Source organism: Actinocorallia herbida, from assembly GCF_003751225.1.
Lineage (GTDB): Bacteria > Actinomycetota > Actinomycetes > Streptosporangiales > Streptosporangiaceae > Actinocorallia > Actinocorallia herbida.
Map to the genome: position 1 here is coordinate 6,870,749 of NZ_RJKE01000001.1, position 15,585 is coordinate 6,886,333.

16 protein-coding genes and 3 tRNA genes are annotated in these 15,585 nt (G+C 73.8%); 8 read left to right on the plus strand and 11 right to left on the minus strand.

What is annotated here, in order from left to right; all coding sequences use genetic code 11:
* Nucleotides 1–693: a YqjF family protein gene (locus tag EDD29_RS31340; RefSeq protein ID WP_123667901.1), complete on the plus strand. Its 693-nt coding sequence runs from the start codon at nt 1–3 to the stop codon at nt 691–693.
* A gap of 9 nt (nt 694–702) precedes the next feature.
* On the opposite strand, the gene EDD29_RS31345 is transcribed toward EDD29_RS31340, so the two are convergent.
* A complete protein-coding gene (locus tag EDD29_RS31345) occupies nt 703–1,338 on the minus strand; it encodes a class I SAM-dependent methyltransferase (protein ID WP_123667902.1) in 636 nt (211 codons plus the stop codon).
* An 86-nt stretch (nt 1,339–1,424) separates the two neighbouring features.
* Here EDD29_RS31345 and EDD29_RS31350 point away from each other — a divergent pair, with 86 nt between their 5' ends.
* The 4 genes from EDD29_RS31350 (at nt 1,425) to EDD29_RS31365 (ending at nt 4,469) form a co-directional block, all read left to right on the plus strand.
* On the plus strand, nt 1,425–2,396 hold the full coding sequence (locus EDD29_RS31350; protein WP_123667903.1) for a TIGR03557 family F420-dependent LLM class oxidoreductase: 972 nt from the start codon (nt 1,425–1,427) through the stop codon (nt 2,394–2,396).
* 157 nt (nt 2,397–2,553) lie between these two features.
* A complete protein-coding gene (locus EDD29_RS31355; RefSeq protein ID WP_123667904.1) occupies nt 2,554–3,003 on the plus strand; it encodes a MarR family winged helix-turn-helix transcriptional regulator in 450 nt (149 codons plus the stop codon).
* A 62-nt stretch (nt 3,004–3,065) separates the two neighbouring features.
* Entirely contained in the window at nt 3,066–3,686 is a 621-nt protein-coding gene (locus EDD29_RS47825) for a TetR/AcrR family transcriptional regulator (protein WP_123667905.1), read from the plus strand.
* Between the two features lie 51 nt (nt 3,687–3,737).
* Nucleotides 3,738–4,469 carry a trimeric intracellular cation channel family protein gene (locus EDD29_RS31365; protein WP_211360035.1) on the plus strand — a complete coding sequence of 244 codons (732 nt, stop codon included), beginning with the start codon at nt 3,738–3,740 and terminating at the stop codon, nt 4,467–4,469.
* A gap of 7 nt (nt 4,470–4,476) precedes the next feature.
* Here the strand turns inward: EDD29_RS31365 and EDD29_RS31370 are convergent, their stop codons facing one another.
* Nucleotides 4,477–5,721 (minus strand): MFS transporter, encoded by a 1,245-nt coding sequence (locus tag EDD29_RS31370; protein WP_123667907.1) that lies wholly within the window; start codon nt 5,719–5,721, stop codon nt 4,477–4,479.
* An 85-nt stretch (nt 5,722–5,806) separates the two neighbouring features.
* Here EDD29_RS31370 and EDD29_RS31375 point away from each other — a divergent pair, with 85 nt between their 5' ends.
* Nucleotides 5,807–6,778 (plus strand): GlxA family transcriptional regulator, encoded by a 972-nt coding sequence (locus tag EDD29_RS31375; protein WP_123667908.1) that lies wholly within the window; start codon nt 5,807–5,809, stop codon nt 6,776–6,778.
* Nucleotides 6,779–7,683: 905 nt separating this feature from the next.
* Nucleotides 7,684–8,214: a hypothetical protein gene (locus tag EDD29_RS46530; RefSeq protein ID WP_211360037.1), complete on the plus strand. Its 531-nt coding sequence runs from the start codon at nt 7,684–7,686 to the stop codon at nt 8,212–8,214.
* A gap of 418 nt (nt 8,215–8,632) precedes the next feature.
* On the opposite strand, the gene EDD29_RS31385 is transcribed toward EDD29_RS46530, so the two are convergent.
* From EDD29_RS31385 to EDD29_RS31395, 3 genes are read right to left on the minus strand one after another with little or no spacing between them, the layout of a single operon-like run.
* Nucleotides 8,633–9,031 (minus strand): VOC family protein, encoded by a 399-nt coding sequence (locus tag EDD29_RS31385; RefSeq protein ID WP_123670788.1) that lies wholly within the window; start codon nt 9,029–9,031, stop codon nt 8,633–8,635.
* 43 nt (nt 9,032–9,074) lie between these two features.
* Complete coding sequence (locus tag EDD29_RS31390) at nt 9,075–9,683, minus strand: TetR family transcriptional regulator (RefSeq protein ID WP_211360038.1); 609 nt, start codon at nt 9,681–9,683, stop codon at nt 9,075–9,077.
* 52 nt (nt 9,684–9,735) lie between these two features.
* Nucleotides 9,736–10,536, minus strand: a complete 801-nt coding sequence (locus tag EDD29_RS31395; RefSeq protein WP_170201664.1) for a universal stress protein — start codon at nt 10,534–10,536, stop codon at nt 9,736–9,738.
* 184 nt (nt 10,537–10,720) lie between these two features.
* Between EDD29_RS31395 and EDD29_RS31400 the strand changes: the two genes are divergently transcribed.
* The gene (locus EDD29_RS31400) at nt 10,721–11,245 is read left to right on the plus strand and encodes an NUDIX hydrolase (protein WP_123667910.1); all 525 of its coding nucleotides are present in this window, start codon (nt 10,721–10,723) and stop codon (nt 11,243–11,245) included.
* A gap of 40 nt (nt 11,246–11,285) precedes the next feature.
* Here the strand turns inward: EDD29_RS31400 and EDD29_RS31405 are convergent, their stop codons facing one another.
* The 6 genes from EDD29_RS31405 to EDD29_RS31430 form a co-directional block, all read right to left on the minus strand.
* Nucleotides 11,286–12,635 (minus strand): lysylphosphatidylglycerol synthase transmembrane domain-containing protein, encoded by a 1,350-nt coding sequence (locus EDD29_RS31405; protein ID WP_123667911.1) that lies wholly within the window; start codon nt 12,633–12,635, stop codon nt 11,286–11,288.
* Between the two features lie 45 nt (nt 12,636–12,680).
* Nucleotides 12,681–14,174 carry a HAMP domain-containing sensor histidine kinase gene (locus EDD29_RS31410; protein WP_123667912.1) on the minus strand — a complete coding sequence of 498 codons (1,494 nt, stop codon included), beginning with the start codon at nt 14,172–14,174 and terminating at the stop codon, nt 12,681–12,683.
* A complete protein-coding gene (locus tag EDD29_RS31415; RefSeq protein WP_246053101.1) occupies nt 14,171–14,881 on the minus strand; it encodes a response regulator transcription factor in 711 nt (236 codons plus the stop codon). Before EDD29_RS31415 ends, EDD29_RS31410 begins: the two co-directional genes overlap by 4 nt.
* 352 nt (nt 14,882–15,233) lie before the next feature.
* Nucleotides 15,234–15,308 (minus strand) — tRNA-Val (locus tag EDD29_RS31420).
* Nucleotides 15,309–15,320: 12 nt separating this feature from the next.
* A tRNA-Cys gene (locus EDD29_RS31425) sits at nt 15,321–15,391 on the minus strand.
* A gap of 26 nt (nt 15,392–15,417) precedes the next feature.
* Nucleotides 15,418–15,489, minus strand: a tRNA-Gly gene (locus tag EDD29_RS31430).
* Nucleotides 15,490–15,585: the final 96 nt, after the last annotated feature.

The following is a 15,585-nucleotide window of genomic DNA, read 5'->3' on the forward strand; positions in this document are numbered from 1 at the left end:
ATGGCGCGGGGCGGATTCGGCGGTCAGACATGGCGGGACGTGGTCTTCCTGCACTGGCGGGTCGCGCCCGCCGAAGTGGCCCCGCACCTGCCCGACGGGGTCGTGCCCGACCTCGTGGACGGCGCCGCCTGGATCGGGGTCATCGGGCTGCGGATGACCGCGCTGACGCTCGGCGGGGTGCCTTATCCGTCGTTCCTCGAGCTGAACGTGCGCCTGTACGGACGGGACTCCGAGGGACGTCCCGGGGTCGTCTTCCGCGCGATGGAGGCGAGCGACCCGGTCTTCGCCGCGGCTTCCCGGGCCTCCCTGCGGCTGCCGTACACCTGGGCGTCCATGCGCTTCGCCCATACGCGCGGCCGGGTCTCCTACGCCACCAGACGTCTCCTTCCGGACGCGGGACGCGCCGGGGTACGGCTGCGCGTGTCCGTCGGCTCCCCTCTCGCGGACCCCTCCCCGGCCGAGCTCTCCCTCACCGACAGGCTGTTCCTCTACCAGCGCTGGTACGGGCCCGCCCTACGGCTTCCCGTGGACCACGACCCCTGGCCTCTGTATTCGGCGAGCCTCCTTCAGTGGCACGACGACGGCCTGCTCTCCGCGTCCGGCCTTCCCGCCCTGCCCGGACCACCCGACAGCGTCCTGTACTCCCCCGGCGTCCCCACCCGGCTGCGCGCGCCCGTCGTCCTGCGCGGGTAGCGGAGGCCGTCAGGGCCTGCGGTACAGCAGGTGGCCCCGCTTGTAGAGCTCGCCCTCCCGGGCCGCGGTGATCAGCCGGGCCGCCTCGACCAGGCCCGTCTCCTCGACGAGCGCGCCCAGGCCGTCGAGCGACCAGCGGAACCCGGGCGTCACCTTGTGGTCGAACGGGACGTGGGCCGTCGCGGGATCGTCGTGCGCCTGGAAGGCGAGGACGAGATGGCCGCCGGGCGCGAGGACCCGGCGCAGCTCGGCGAGCGCGACCGGCATCGACGCGGGGGGCAGGTGGATCAGGGAGTACCAGGCCATGACACCCGCGAAGGCCCCGTCGGCGTGCGGCAGCCGGGTCAGGGACGCCCGCTCGAACGCGATCTCGGGGTAGCCCCGCCGCGCCAGCTCCACCATGCGCGGCGCGAGGTCCACGCCCGCCACGTCGAGGCCGAGCCTCCGCAGGTGCTCGGTGCCGTGCCCGGGGCCGCATCCGGCGTCCAGCACGGGCCCCCGCCCGCGCACGAGGTCGGCGAACGCCGCGATGAAGCCCCGGTCCAGGGGCCGGGTGGCGAGGCTGTCGCGGTAGCAGGTCGCGTAGGTCTCGGCGATGCCGTCGTAGGCGGCGGCCGTGGCGGTGAACTGCGGCGTCTCATCCATCGCGGTGACCCTAGCGCGCTGGGAGATAGCCGAAAGGCATCCCTGGGTAGCGCCACAGAAGGGGCATCGACCGTCCGGGGGAGCACATGGAGATCGGATACAAGCTCATGGCCGAGGCGTTCGGCCCGATCGACCTGGTGGCGCAGGCGGTCCGGGCGGAGCGGGCCGGATTCGACTTCGTCGAGATCAGCGACCACTTCCATCCGTGGCTGGAGGCGCAGGGCCACGCGCCGTTCGCCTGGTCGGTGCTCGGCGCGATCGCGGCGCGGACCGAGCGGATCAAGCTGCTCACCGGCGTCACCTGCCCGACCGTCCGGTACCACCCCGCGGTGATCGCGCAGGCCGCGGCGACGCTCGCGGTGCTGTCCCAGGGCAGGTTCACCCTCGGTGTCGGCTCTGGGGAGCGGCTGAACGAGCACATCGTCGGGGACGGGTTCCCCGAGTCGCCCAAGAAGCGGCAGGACATGCTGCGCGAGGCGGTCGAGGTCATCCGGCTGCTCTTCCAGGGCGGCTACCGCTCCCACCGCGGTGAGTTCTTCGAGGTGGCCCGCGCCCGGATCTTCGACCTGCCCGACGAGCCCGTGCCGATCGCCGTCGCCGCGGGCGGGCCCGGCGCCGCCCGGCTGGCCGCCGAGGTCGGCGACGCCCTCTTCTTCACCGAGCCGGACGCCGCCCTCGTCGGCGCCTACCGGGACGCGGGCGGCCAGGGCCCGCGCTACGGCGAGATGACGATGGCCTACGCACAGAACGAGCAGACCGCGGTGAAGGCCGCGCGGGCCACCACCCGCTGGGCGGTGCTCGGCTGGAAGGTGCTGGCCGAACTGCCGACCCCGGCGAGCTTCGCGGCGGCCAGCACGACCGTCCGGGACGAGGACGTCGCGGCCGCCTTCCCGTGCGGCCCGGACCCGGACAGGGTCGTGGCGCGGGCGCGCGCCTACGTCGAGGCGGGCACCGACCGCCTGGCCATCCTCAACTGCGGCCCCGACCCGGACTTCTTCTTCGACTACTACACCGACGAACTCGACGCCCGGCTCCGCGCCCTGCCCGGTCAGGTGTGACCTCGGGCGCCCGCGTGCGCCGGCGCCGGGACATATGCGCCCTGCATGTCATATGCATGATGCATATAGAGTGCAGTGTACATAACCCTGGTGGTATAGATTTTCAGGCCGAGCGCCCCGGCGGGCGGCGCGCACGCGGACGGGACGGAAGAAGGCGATGGGACCGGCGGAGAAGGTCGAGTACGAGATGATGCTGCTCTGGCGGCACAACCAGGTGCTCGGCCCGCAGGGGCGGCACAGCGACCGCATGGACCGCAGCGCCTACGTCCTGCTCAGCCGGATCCTCCTCAACGGCCCGATGACCATCAGGCAGCTCAGTGAGGCGTTCGGGCTCGACCAGTCCACCCTGAACCGGCAGACCTCCGCGCTCCTGCGGGCCGGGCTCGTCGAGCGGATCGCCGACCCCGACGCCGGGATCGCCCGCCAGTTCAAGATCACCGACGAGGGCGCCCAGCAGCTTGAGGACGAGCGGACCCGGACCGTCACCAGCGTCGCGAAGATCGTCGCGGACTGGTCCGCGGCCGAGGTCGAGGCGTTCGCCGCCTTTCTGCGCCGCTTCAACACCGACATCGAACAGCTCAGCGGACGGCCCTGGCCCCGCCCGTGACCTGCGGATGATCTCCCGTTTCGCGGCAGATCGTTAACGTACGGCCGTCTTAGGATGGTGGAATGGCCGTCAGTCCGCAGGATCCGCCGCCCGACCCGGTCATCGCGGTCGCGCTGCGGCTGTTCGCCGGGATCGGCTACGACGCCGTGACCACGCAGATGATCGCCGACGCGGCGGACGTGGACCTCACCGAGATCCACTCGCGCGGCGGCAAGGCGGGCATCTACGAGCGGATCATCGCGGAGTTCTTCGCCGCCCAGAACGCCCTGTTCGACGAGCTCTCCGACGCCTACGCCCACGACGCCGACAGCGCCCGGACGTTCCTGGCCCGCGTCCTCGACTTCTACCTCGACAACCCCGAGGCCATGGCGCTCTGGCTGCACCGCAGGCTCAACGACGCCGCGGACCTCGCCGAAATCGACCACCGGTACCGGATGCCGGTCTTCCAGCGGGGCGCGGAGATCATCGGCCCCGAGCTGCTGAGCGAGCCCGACCTCCTCATGATCGGCAACGTCGTCACCTGGAGCCTGTACGGCTTCCTCAACGGCGGCGTGGCCCTCCAGGACGGCACCCACCTCGACCCCGACGACCCCGAGGCGCGCCGCATCTTCCGGGCCCAGATGCACCGGCTCCAGGACCTCGTCCTGGCCGCCAGGGCCGGCGAGGCCCCCGGACCGCCCTGACGGCCCACCCGCCCCGTACGGGACGCGCCAGGGGTCCCTACGATCTTCCTCGTGGAGATCGCGACCATCACGACGGTGCTCGACCTCATCGGCGTCTGCATCAACGGACTGCTCGGCGGGGTGGTCGCGCGCAACCGCGGCTTCGACCTCTTCGGCTTCGCGGTGATCGGCGTGGTGTCCGGACTCGGCGGCGGTGTCGTCCGCGACGTGCTGCTCATGGAGGGCCCGCCCGTCGCGCTCACCAACCCCCTCTACGTGCCGACGGCCCTCGCCGGAACCGCCGTCGCCTTCCTCCTGAGTTTCACCGAGCAGGACTGGAACCGCGTGTTCCTCGGCCTCGACGCGCTCGCGCTCAGCGTGTGGGCGATCGCCGGCGCGCAGAAGACCCTCGCCGCGGACCTCACCTGGGTCCCGGCGATCCTGCTGGGCACGCTCACCGCGGTCGGTGGCGGGGCCATCCGGGACCTGCTGGTCCAGCGCGTCCCGACGGTCTTCGGCGGGAACGAGCTGTACGCGTCCGTGGCGATCGTGGTCGCCACCTTCTACGTCGTGTGCTCGGCCTTCGGGGCGGTCGTCGTCGGGACCGTCCTCGGGATCGTCGTCGGGACCCTCATGCGGCTGCTGGCCTATCGCCGGGGCTGGGGGCTGCCGAGCGGGATGCCGTACGAGGCGCGGGAGGTCCTCGGCCGGGTCCGCCGCACCCCCCGGGAGCGCCCCCCGCGCAACCGGGCGCGGAGGCTCGGGCGCAAGGACGTGGGCGAGGGGCCCGACGACGGGGGCTGAGGAAGGCTCAGCTTTCAGGGGCCTTCGCCGGGACGGCCCGTAGGCGGCGCACCGGCCGGGTGAGCAGGACCGCCGCGGCCACGGCGAGCGTGGTCACCGCCGAGACGAGGAGCAGGTCCCGCGGCTCCAGGACCAGGGTGTAGGCCCCGACGAGGGCCTGGCCGACCGCGAGCCCGGAGACCGAGCCCGCGACCTCGTAGGCGGTGATCCGGTTCAGGACGGCGTACGGCACCTGGGTCTGCACGCTCGTCGACCACATCACCGACCAGAACGCCCACGCGGCGCCGCCGACGAGATGGCCCGCCATGAGCCACGGCAGCGCGGGCTGGAGCGCGAGGGTCAGCGGCACCAGCGTGTAGCCGAAGAGCGCGACGCCGCCCGCGGCCAGCGGCCTGGCCGGGCGCAGCACCATCGCGGTGAGCCCGCCGACGACCGTGCCGAGGCCGAGCGCGGCCATCACCCACCCGTAGGCGGCCTCGCCGAGCCGGTCGCCGACGAGCCGGGCGCCGAGCGGCACCGAGGGCCCGAACACCAGCAGGCCGAAGAACACCCAGATGATGATCACCGACCACATCCAGGACCGCGCGCGGAACTCCCGCCAGCCCTCGCGGAGGTCGGGCAGGAACGCCGAGACCCGCTTCGCGGCCGCGGGCAGCCCCCGGATCAGGGCGAGGAAGAGCCCGCTGATCAGGAACGTCGCCGCGTCCACGGTGTAGGCGACGCCGGCGTCGGTGAGCGCGATGAGCGTCCCGGCGAGGACCGGCCCCGCGACCTGCGCCCCCGCGTCGGCGATCTTCAGCACCGCGTTCGCGCGCTGCGGGTCGGCCGCGACCAGCGGCACCATCCCGTTGACGCCCGGCTGGAACATCGCCGTCGCGACCCCCGACAGCAGCGAGGTCGCCAGCAGCAGCCCCATCGACGGCGTGCCCGTGAGGAACGCGACGGCGACCGCGCCCTGCGCGCAGAACCGGACGGCGTCCGCCCCGACCATCATCGCGCGAGCGCCCACCTTGTCGGCGAGCACCCCGCCGACCAGCAGGAACAGGACGACGGACCCGGTCCACACCGCCATGACGTACCCGACCCCGGAGATCCCGTAGAGCCGCCCGACGGCCAGGGCCGCCGCCACGGGCATCATCGCGTCGCCGAACAGGGACACCACCCGGGCCCCGAAGTACAGCGTGAAATTCCTCGTCCACAGGCCGGGGGCGGTGGTGGCCGGGCGCGCCGCGCGCTCCTGCGTCGCGGTCATCGGGGGTTCTCCATGGCGCCAATCCTGGGCGCGCGCGGGGCCCCGCACAGGTGTCCGGAAAGACGCGATCCGATACATTCCTGCCATGCGGCATCGTGTGGTGGCCCTGGTCAGCCCCGGGCAGGAGCTGTACCCGGTGACCTGCGCGTCCGCGGTGTTCGGCAACCACGGACCGGACATTCCGCGCCGGTACTCCTTCCGGCTCTGCGCGGAGCGGCCTGGACCCCTTCCGACGACGCTCGGTGCGGCCCTCGAGGTCACGGACGGCCTCGAAACGCTCGCCAAGGCCGACACGATCCTGCTCGCCGACTGGCGGCCGCACCCGTCACCGGAGGTCCTCGAGGCCGTCGGCGCCGCCCACGCGCGCGGCGCCCGGCTCATCACGGTCTGGGCCGGGGTGTTCGTCCCCGCCGCGCTAGGCCTGCTCGACGGGAGGCGCGCGGCGGTCCACTGGGAGCTGGCCGAGGAGCTCGCCCGCCGGTTCCCCCGGGTGCGTCCGGACGCCTCGGTGCTCTACATCGACCAGGGCGACGTGGTGACCGCGGGCGCCTCGGCGACCGTCATCGACCTGTGCCTGCACCTCGTGCGGGCCGACCACGGCGCCGCCCTCGCGCTGCGGATAGGCCGCCAGATCGCCGCGGCCCCGCACCGCGAGGGCCGCCAGCGCCAGTACCCGCGGCTGCCGACCTCGGGGCCCGCCGCCGACCCGCTCGCCCCTCTCCTGGACTGGATCACCGAGCACCTGGCCCGTCCCCTGACCGTCGCGGAGATGGCCGACCGCATGGGCCTGTCGGAGCGCACCCTCAGCCGCAGGTTCACCGACCGCCTGGGCGTCTCCCCCGGCCGCTGGCTCCTCGACCGCCGCATAGCCCACGCCCGCGCCCTCCTCGAAGAGACCGACCTCCCCATCGAGACCATCGCCCTCCGCACCGGCCTGGCCTCCGCCACCAACCTCCGCCGCCGCTTCCGCACCGCCACCGGCACCACCCCCTCCGCCTACCGCCACGCCCACCGCGGCCTCCCCACCCCCGCCCCTCCCCACCTCTCTCCCCCCTGACCACCGCCCTCGGGCCGATCGTCACCAGACGCTCAGCCCTCGCCCTCGCCCACCCGCAGGCCCGCCACCGCCGACCTTCCCGGCTGCCGGGATCCCCTCCTGATGCCGGGGGTATTGAACTGTTGCCCGTTGAGTGTTCAGGAGTGTTCGGAAGCGTCCACAAGGTCGTGTCGGTGGTGCTGGTCGTCGTGTCCCCGGGTCGGGATGTGGCCGCTGGTTCCGGCAGCATGGCGTGGGCTGTGTGTTGTCCGATTCCCCGGACATGGCCCTGGCATCGGGATTAGGTTCTCGATCGGTCACGTTCGGTGACTTCGGCCAGGTGAAGGGGGTCGTCTGCTGTGGGCGTGTCGATGCCGCAGCGGTCGATGGCCGCGCCGTTCGTGGTCTCCGAGGCCTGCGGGGTGTCGGTGCGGACCCGCCTGAAAGACCTCACCGCGGCCGATGTGGAGGTGTTGCGTCGGGTCGGCGCACATCTGGGATCCCTCGCATCCCGGGACCTCAAGGCGCGTTGCGGTGACGGGCTGGGCCACAGCGCACAGCGGTGGGCGGAGCGTCAGCGGGAGTTGACCGGGGGATCGTCATCGAGGTGGGCGGGTGCGATCACGAAGGCCTCCCATGATCAGTGGGCGCTGGCCCGCCGTTCCCAGACCTCCCACATCACGACCCTGGATGCCGCGATCGCCACGATCACTGGTCGGCTTGCTCTGCCGGTCGGACAGAAGGGCGCTCGGGGCGTGCCGGGAGGGTACCGGTCAGCAGCGGAGTGGTTCGGCAAGTCCCGTCGCCTCACGGTGCTGAAGCAACGCCGGCAGCAGGTCGCAGCGGACAGGGCCGACGGCCGGGTACGGGTGGTGCGGGGCGGAAAGGCACTCGCTCGTGGCCGACATCAACTGGAGGCCGCCGGGATGAGTGAGGAGCGGTGGGAGGCGGCCCGCTGGTTCCTGTCCGCGGATGGCGAGACCGGCAAGCGGTACGGCAACGAGACCCTGCGCGTCACTCCCGATGGGCAGGTGTCGATCAAGCTGCCCGCCCCGCCGGCCGGTCTCGCCAACGCCCCCCACGGCCGGTACGTACTGTCCGCCCGCGCCTGTTTCGCGCACAGGGGTGAGGAGTGGGTGGATCGGGTCGAGGCGGACCGGGCGTCCGGTGTGGTCGGGGTCGACACCAACGCCGACCACCTCGCCGCCTGGCACCTCAACGTTCACGGCAACCCGATCGGAAGACCACGCCGGTTCCCCTACGACCTGACGGGCAGCGCCTCGCACCGCGACGCCCAACTCCGCCACGCCCTCACCGGCTCCTGCACTGGACCCGCCATCTCGGCGTCACCACGATCGCCATCGAGAACCTCGACTTCACCGACGTCAAAACCCGCGAGAGGCACTGCCGACGCCGTCTGCGGCAGGTCGTCCACGGCATCCCGACGGGCCTCCTGAAGGCCCGGCTGGTGTCGATGGCCGCCGAACAAGGGATCGCGCTGGTGGCGGTCGACGCGGCCTACACCAGCCGGTGGGGAGCGCGGTATTGGCAGCAGCCCACCAGCACACCCGCACACAAGACCAGCCGCCACGAGGCCGCAAGCCTCGTGATCGGACGGCGCGCCCAAGGCCATGGAGCCCGGCGACGGACGGCACCGCCCCCGCACCACCAGAGCGATGATGCGGGGCATCGGACCGCCCAGGCCCGGCACCACGACCCCAGGCGTGAGGAACCCCGCCCCGCCCGGACCGGAGGGCGGACACGATCCGCCGCTCCACCGGGCGCGTGAAAGCCGGGGGACCAGTCTGTCCAGCACCGTTCGGGACAGACGCACTGATCCCAGGGGGAACACTCCTGGACAGTGCTCAGGAACGGTCAGTCGTCGTCTTCGCCCGCGTAGACGGCGAGTTCGATGAGGTTGCCGTCGGGGTCGCGGAGGTAGAGGCTCGTCATCGAGCCGAGGGCGCCGACGCGGGTGACGGGGCCCTCCTCGACGGGGACCCCGTGCGCGGCGAGCTCCGTCCTCGCCTCTCCGAGGGTCGTCCCCTCCAGGACGAGGCAGAAGTCGGCTCCGCCGGGCGTCGGCGCCTGCGCGTGCGGCGCGGACCCGTGCCCGTGCTCATGAAAGTTGATCTTGCTGGGGCCGAAGGCGACGGCGTGCCGCCCCGGTTCCGCGGGCGCCTCCCGCATGCCCAGGACGTCGCGGTAGAAGGCCGCACTCCGCTCGGCGTCGGCGACGGTGAGCACAAGATGGTCGAGTCTGGAGATCCGCACGCGGACTTCGTTCCCCGCGCCGCGGCCCGCCATGCCGCGGGCGTCAGCCGACGCGGCGGCGGCGCGGCACCGACAGGGCCGCGAAGGCCTCGTCGAGCAGCGCGAGGAGATCCTGCTCGGGCGCCCCGTCCATCCAGGCCTCCAGCGCGGTGTTCACGCAGGCGAGGGCGGCGCCGGCGCGCGCCGAGTCGCGCAGCCGCGGGGTCCGCGCCCGGGACCGCTCGGCCAGCGCCGCGGCGAGCAGCGGGCGCCAGGCGTGCTGCCGCTCGAGCTGCCTGGCCCGCAGCGACGGGGTGTCGCGCAGCAGCCGGGTCAGCGCGGCGGTCCGCTCGGGATCGCTGGTGTACGGCTCGATGAAGGTGCCGAGCGCGGCCCGCAGGGCGGTCCAGTCGTCTTCGTCCGCGGGACGGGCGCGCAGCGCGTCGGCGGCGGCCCTGCCCTGGGCGTCGAGGGCGTCGAGGACGGCGTCCTCCTTGCTCTCGAAGTACCGCAGGAACGTGCTGCGCGACACCCCCGCCGCTTCGGCCACCTCGGTGACGGTGACGTTGTCGAAGCCGTCGCGGGCGAAGAGGTCGAAGGCCACTTGGGCGAGCTCCGCCCTGACCGCCGCGCGGGCGATGTCCCTGGTACTGGTCCGTGCGGCTCCGTTCACCCCGTCAATGCTACGGGGTCGGCCACTTCCGGCCGTCGGCCGTGCGCCCCGGTCAGTGGGTGACGACCGCGACGGGGCAGTCCGCGTGGTGCAGCACCGCGCCGCTCACCGACCCCAGGTAGGGCCGCATGTCCGTGCGGCGGCCGGGCCCGATGACGAGCAGGTCGGCCGACCTCGACTCCTCCAGCAACGCGCTCTGCGGCTCCTCGAAGTGCAGGACGGGCACCGCCCGCACCAGCGGGTACCGCTCCCGCCATGGCGCGAGCAGCCCCTCCAGGACCTCCAGCGGGTCGGCGGCGCCGTCGTCGTCGCGCGGCGGCCTCGCCCGCACCACCCGCAGCACGGTCCCGGCGCGGTCGGCGGCCGCGAAGCCGTAGGCGAGCTCCTCGGCCTCGCCCTGCCTCCCCGGCGACAGGCCGACGACCACCGCGCCCCGCGCCCCCGTGTCGTGGCCCCGGACCAGGACGACGGGCCGCGCGGTGTGCCCGGCCACGCCGAGGCTCGTCGTGCCGAGCAGCAGGAACTCCGAGACCCGGCCCGCGCCGCGGTGCCCCAGCACGAGCACGTCCCCGAGGTCGGCGGCCGCGCGCAGCGCCGGGATCGCGGGCCCGTCGAGCAGTTCGGTCTCGACGGGCAGGCCCCGCCCGGCGACCATCGCGGCGGCGGCCCGCAGCACGAGGTCGCGCTCGCGTCCCGCGGCATCGCGGGCCGGCGGCTCCCGGGTCGGCCAAGGCGCCCACGGGTCCCAGGCGCGCAGCACGCGCAGTCTGCTCCCCCGCCGCGCCGCCTCCCCCGCGGCCCACCGCACCGCGTTCGCCGCCACCGCCGACCCGTCGGTCCCGACGAGTACCACCCCGTCCCGTTTATCCCCCATATCCCGCCCATGCCCATCCGTCCGCCCCCGAACACCCGCCGCCCCTCGGCCGAGGACCTGCGCCGCCCCGCGCGGCAGGACCCCGTCCCCCGCGTGCGCCGCCGTAGCCTCCATCCTCAGGAGCACCGACCCGCACGCCCGCCGACCCTCTGGAGGCCGCCCGATGACCCACCCCCACGACACCGAGATCCTCGACCTCGTCGACGGCCGGGACACGGTGATCCGGCAGATCGCCCGCAGCGACTTCCCGCGCTGGGAGGGCCGAGGCCACCTGCGCGTCGTGGACTGCTTCCTCCGCAACGACCGCGGCGAACTGTGGATCCCACGCCGCGCCCTCGACAAGAGGCTCGCCCCCGGCGGCCTCGACTACAGCGTCGGCGAGCACGTCCTCAGCGGCGAGGACTACCCCGCCGCCGCGGTCCGCGGCTTCGCCGAGGAACTGAACCTCACCGTCACCCCCGCCGACCTCACCTACCTGGCCAAGATCCCCCCGGCCCCCGGCAAGCCCTTCTTCCAGGCCCTCTACCTTCTGGCCACCGACACCGCCCCCCGCTACAACCCGGCGGACTTCACCGGGTTCACCTGGCTGACGCCCGAAGACCTGCTGACCCGCATCGAACGCGGCGACCCGGCGAAGCCGAGCCTCGCCGCGACGGTCCGGCACCTCCTCCACCTCACCCGGCCCTGACCCGCCGCCAGGACCCGTTCCCGCGCCCGGAGCCCTCCCCTCAGGCTCCGGGCGCGCCTGGGCGGGGCGCGGTCCGATGGGCCGCCCAGAACAGCAGCCCGACCGGGAGCAGCAGCCAGCACGACAGCAGCCGGTAGACGAGGACGGCGGCGGCCGCCGGGGCCGCCGCGACCCCCACGGTGGTGAAGGCGAGCAGCAGCGCACCCTCGATGACGCCGATGCCGCCCGGCGTCGTCGGGATCTGCCGGGCGAACTGGACGCCAAGGTAAGCGCCGGCCATGGCCGGCACCGACACCTCGAGCCCGAGCGCCCGCACCGCGGCCACCAGGCAGGCCAGATCCGCCAGCCAGTTGAGCACGGCGAGGGCCAGCACACCCCCGCTCCGCGCCGCCCCGACCGTCCGAGCCTGCCCCGCCGCCCCCCGCACCGCCCCCGCCGCCCGCCGCACCATCCCCTTCACCCACTCCCGCGCGCCCGGCCCCGCCTCCGCCTCCGCAGCCGAGCGCTCATCCGGTGCCCTGTGCGGCGCGGGCGGGCGCGCCGCCAGGGGGAGGAAGGCGACGACGGCCACCACGGCGAGCAGCGCGACCGCGACGGGCACCGGCCATGGTGCGAAGGCCCACACGGCCGCGCTTCCCGCGTAGAGCACCGCGAGGCCCGCGGTCGACGCGGCGGCCGAAAGGGTCATCGCGGCCAACGCGACGTCCTGTTCCGCCCCGCGCCCCCGGAACTGCCGGAACGCGTAACCCGCCGAGACCACCGATCCCGCGGGCAGCGCGATCGCCATCGCCGTCCGCGCATAGGCGAGCCCGACCGCCCACCGCACCGGCGCCCGCACCCCGAACACCGCGAGCAGCCTCCGCTGCTGCAACCCGAACGCGGCCACCGACCCCACCTGGAAGCCCACCGCGGCGACCAGCCACGCCGGCTCGGCCTTTCGAAGCGCCGCCCAGGTCGCCCCCGCGCCAGGCAGGCTTCCCCGCAAGAGCATCCATGCCACCACCACGCTCCCCAGCAGCCCCACCCCCCGCAGAACCCGCCGCCCGACCCCCTGCCGCGCCCTCTCCCAGATCTCCCGCAGTACACCGAGCCGCGCTCCCCGCGCACCGGTCCCACCCGCCGCGCCGCCCGTCTCCGCCGGGCCGACCCGTCCCGGACCCCGGGCGGCCGGCACCGACAGGCCGCCGCGCCCGTCACCGCCGCGCCCGCCTTCGCGCGCTTCGCCGCGCCCGTCGGCTCGGGCGGCATCGTCCCGCGCGCCGTCCCGGGCTTCGGCTCGGGCCTGCAGGCGGGCGCAGGCGTGGGCGGCCGGGAACCGGCGGGGGGCGGCGGCCGGGCGGGGCCGTGCCCGTGGACGGAGTCGCACGTTCGTCTTGCTCCTGTCTCCCATCCCGCGAAGATCGCGGCGGCGCTTAAGAGGGACCGGGGGGCCCGGTTAAGAGACGGGTAAGAGATCGGGGTGGGGCGGGAGGCACGGCAGGTGGACCGTCACCACGGTGCCGTTCGGGCTGTTCGGCCCGGCGGTGACGGTGCCGCCGTGCTGCGCGGTGGTCTGCGCGACGATGGCGAGGCCGAGGCCCGAGCCGGGGGTGCCGCGGGCGGCCGGAGCCCGGTAGAACCTGTCGAACACATGGGGCAGATCGCCGGGGTCGATGCCCGGACCGCCGTCCGCGACCGTCAGGACGCCGAGACCGGGGCCCTCGGCCCTGAGGCGGGTGTGCACCTCCCCGCCCGGCGGGCTCCACTTGGCCGCGTTGTCCAGCACGTTCAGCACCATCCGCTCCAGCTCGCCGGGGCGGCCCTCCACCTGCACCGGCCAGAGGTCGGTGCGGAACGAGACCGCCGGCGCGCGGATGCGCACCCTGGCGATCGCGGTCTCGACCACCTCGGCGAGGTCGAGCGGTTCCGGCGCTTCGCGGGCCGCCTCCTCGCGGGCCAGTTCGACCAGCTCGGCGGTCAACGTGGTGAGCTCGACGATCTGGGCGTCGAGGTCGCACAGGAGCTGCGCCCGCTCCTCGGGGGGCAGCCGGTGGGCGAGCTCCGGTCGGCGTTCCACCGCCAGCAGCAGCTCGATGTTGGTCCTGATGCTGGTCAGCGGGGTGCGCAGCTCGTGACCCGCGTCCTCCACCAGCATGCGCTGCGCGCGCCGGGCGGTGTCGAGCGCGGCGAGCATCGTGTTGACCGACCGGGCCAGCCGCGCTATCTCGTCGTACCCGGCGGCGGGGATCGGCCGGCCGAGGTCCATCGTCACCGCCACCTCCTCCACCGCCTCGGTCAGCTCCCGCACGGGGGTCAGCCCCGCCCGCGCCACCGCCCACCCGAGCAGCGCAGCGGCCGCGACGCCGAGGGCACCGCCGAACAACAGGAGCAGCGCGAACGCGGTGAGGATCCGGCCGGTGAAGTGCTCGCTCACCGCGACCTGGACCGCGCCGCCCCCCTCCAGCGGCACGGTCATCATGCGGTACGCGTCGCCCGCGAGGACCACCTGTTCCTCGACGCGTTCGCTGCGCCCCTCGGCCACGGCGCGGGCGCCCGCGGTGACCGGCAGCGGATCGGAGGACTCACCGTCGACCTCGGCCTTCGCGGTCAGGAGCTGCCAACGCGTGCCCAGGTCGTGCCCGTGTCCGTGTCCGTGTTCGCCTCCCGCGCCTCCCGCGCCTCCCCCGTCCTCCTGCGGCGGACGCGCCGGCGCCGAGCGCCACTGGTCGGGCCGTCCGGCGATGGTCTGCGCGCTGGTGACGAGCTGGCTCTCCAACTGCCGGTCGATGATGACGTGCACCGAGGCCCAGGAGACCAGGGCGAACCCCAGCACCGCCACCGCGACCGCGCCGGTGACCAGCACCGCGAGGCGGGACCGCAGGGTCCCGCGCCGCCGCCACCGCGCCGACGCCCGCCGCGCGGCGCCGGGCCTCGGCCACGGCCCTCTCACAGCGGTTCCTCGCGCAGCACGAAGCCGACGCCGCGCACGGTGTGCAGCAGCCGGGGTTCGCCCTCGGCCTCGAGCTTGCGCCGCAGGTACCCGAGGTAGACGTTGATGCCGTTGGAGGCCTCTCCGAAGTCGTAGCCCCACACCTGCTCGAACAGCACGATCCGGGTCAGGACCTGCCTGGGGTGCCGCAGGAACACCTCGAGGAGGGAGAACTCGGTGCGGGTCAGCCGGAGCCGGCGCGGCCCGCGCGTCACCTCGCGGGTGCGCGGGTCGAGGCTCAGGTCGGCGAACTCCAGCACGCCCTCGCGCGCCGCCGGGGACGCCTCTCCCGCCCGGTTCCCCAGCGCCGTGCGGCGCAGCAGCGCGCGCACCCGCGCCTGGAGCTCCTGCAGCGCGAACGGCTTGATGAGGTAGTCGTCGGCGCCCGCGTCCAGCCCCGCCACCCGGTCTCCCACACTGTCGCGCGCGGTGAGCATCAGCACCGGCAGCGTCCGCCCGTCGGCCCTCAGCCGCCGGCACGCCTCGAGACCGTCCAGCCGCGGCATCCCCACATCGAGGATCATCGCGTCCGGCTCGCGCGCGCCGACCTCGACGAGCGCGGCCTCCCCGTCCGGCGCCGTCACCACCTCGTAGCCGTCGAACCGCAGTGTTCGCGCCAGCGAATCCCGCACCGCCGTGTCGTCGTCCACCACCAGAATCCGCATCATCCGCTCCTTCGCCACCCAGACCCCGGGCGACCACCGAGAGATACGAACGAACGACCCCGCACGCTTTCTCCCCCCCGCCCATGACCGGCCACCGCCGTCCACCCCGCACAGCCCCTCCCCTGCATCACTCCACGTGATCAGGGACCACGCTAAGCGCCCGCGGCCGCATCCCGCATCGTCCGATCGCAGCATTTCCCGACTACCGCGATCGTGGTATCCGGCCTCCACCCGGGCCGCACGTGCGGGCGGCGGGCACTCGCCGGGGCGCTTCCCGACGGCTCCGGCCTCGCCTGCCGAAGAACCAGGAGAAACAAGAACGGCCCCCGGCGGAATCCGCCGGGGGCCGTGCTGGTGGTGGACGATACTGGGATTGAACCAGTGACCTCTTCCGTGTCAGGGAAGCGCTCTCCCGCTGAGCTAATCGTCCGGGGGAAATGCGAGGTGGAGACGGGATTTGAACCCGTGTACACGGCTTTGCAGGCCGTTGCCTCGCCTCTCGGCCACTCCACCGTGATCGACCCTCCAGGGCCGCTCCGAGCGGAAGACGGGATTCGAACCCGCGACCCTCACCTTGGCAAGGTGATGCTCTACCACTGAGCCACTTCCGCGTGTCCTCCCCGGCCCTTCCGGCTTCCCGGCCGGTCCGTGGCGACGTGGAAAACCATAGCCAACTCTCGGGCCTAGTGCCAAACCGGAGCCGCGGA

Coding starts and splice junctions, on each gene's coding strand:
- EDD29_RS31350 (WP_123667903.1), top strand. CDS start 1,425: ATGGAGATCGGATACAAGCTCATGGCCGAGGCGTTCGGCCCGATCGAC.
- EDD29_RS31370 (WP_123667907.1), bottom strand. CDS start 5,721: ATGACCGCGACGCAGGAGCGCGCGGCGCGCCCGGCCACCACCGCCCCC.
- EDD29_RS31405 (WP_123667911.1), bottom strand. CDS start 12,635: ATGGGAGACAGGAGCAAGACGAACGTGCGACTCCGTCCACGGGCACGG.
- EDD29_RS47825 (WP_123667905.1), top strand. CDS start 3,066: ATGGCCGTCAGTCCGCAGGATCCGCCGCCCGACCCGGTCATCGCGGTC.
- EDD29_RS46530 (WP_211360037.1), top strand. CDS start 7,684: ATGAGTGAGGAGCGGTGGGAGGCGGCCCGCTGGTTCCTGTCCGCGGAT.
- EDD29_RS31375 (WP_123667908.1), top strand. CDS start 5,807: ATGCGGCATCGTGTGGTGGCCCTGGTCAGCCCCGGGCAGGAGCTGTAC.
- EDD29_RS31355 (WP_123667904.1), top strand. CDS start 2,554: ATGGGACCGGCGGAGAAGGTCGAGTACGAGATGATGCTGCTCTGGCGG.
- EDD29_RS31340 (WP_123667901.1), top strand. CDS start 1: ATGGCGCGGGGCGGATTCGGCGGTCAGACATGGCGGGACGTGGTCTTC.
- EDD29_RS31345 (WP_123667902.1), bottom strand. CDS start 1,338: ATGGATGAGACGCCGCAGTTCACCGCCACGGCCGCCGCCTACGACGGC.
- EDD29_RS31415 (WP_246053101.1), bottom strand. CDS start 14,881: ATGATGCGGATTCTGGTGGTGGACGACGACACGGCGGTGCGGGATTCG.
- EDD29_RS31400 (WP_123667910.1), top strand. CDS start 10,721: ATGACCCACCCCCACGACACCGAGATCCTCGACCTCGTCGACGGCCGG.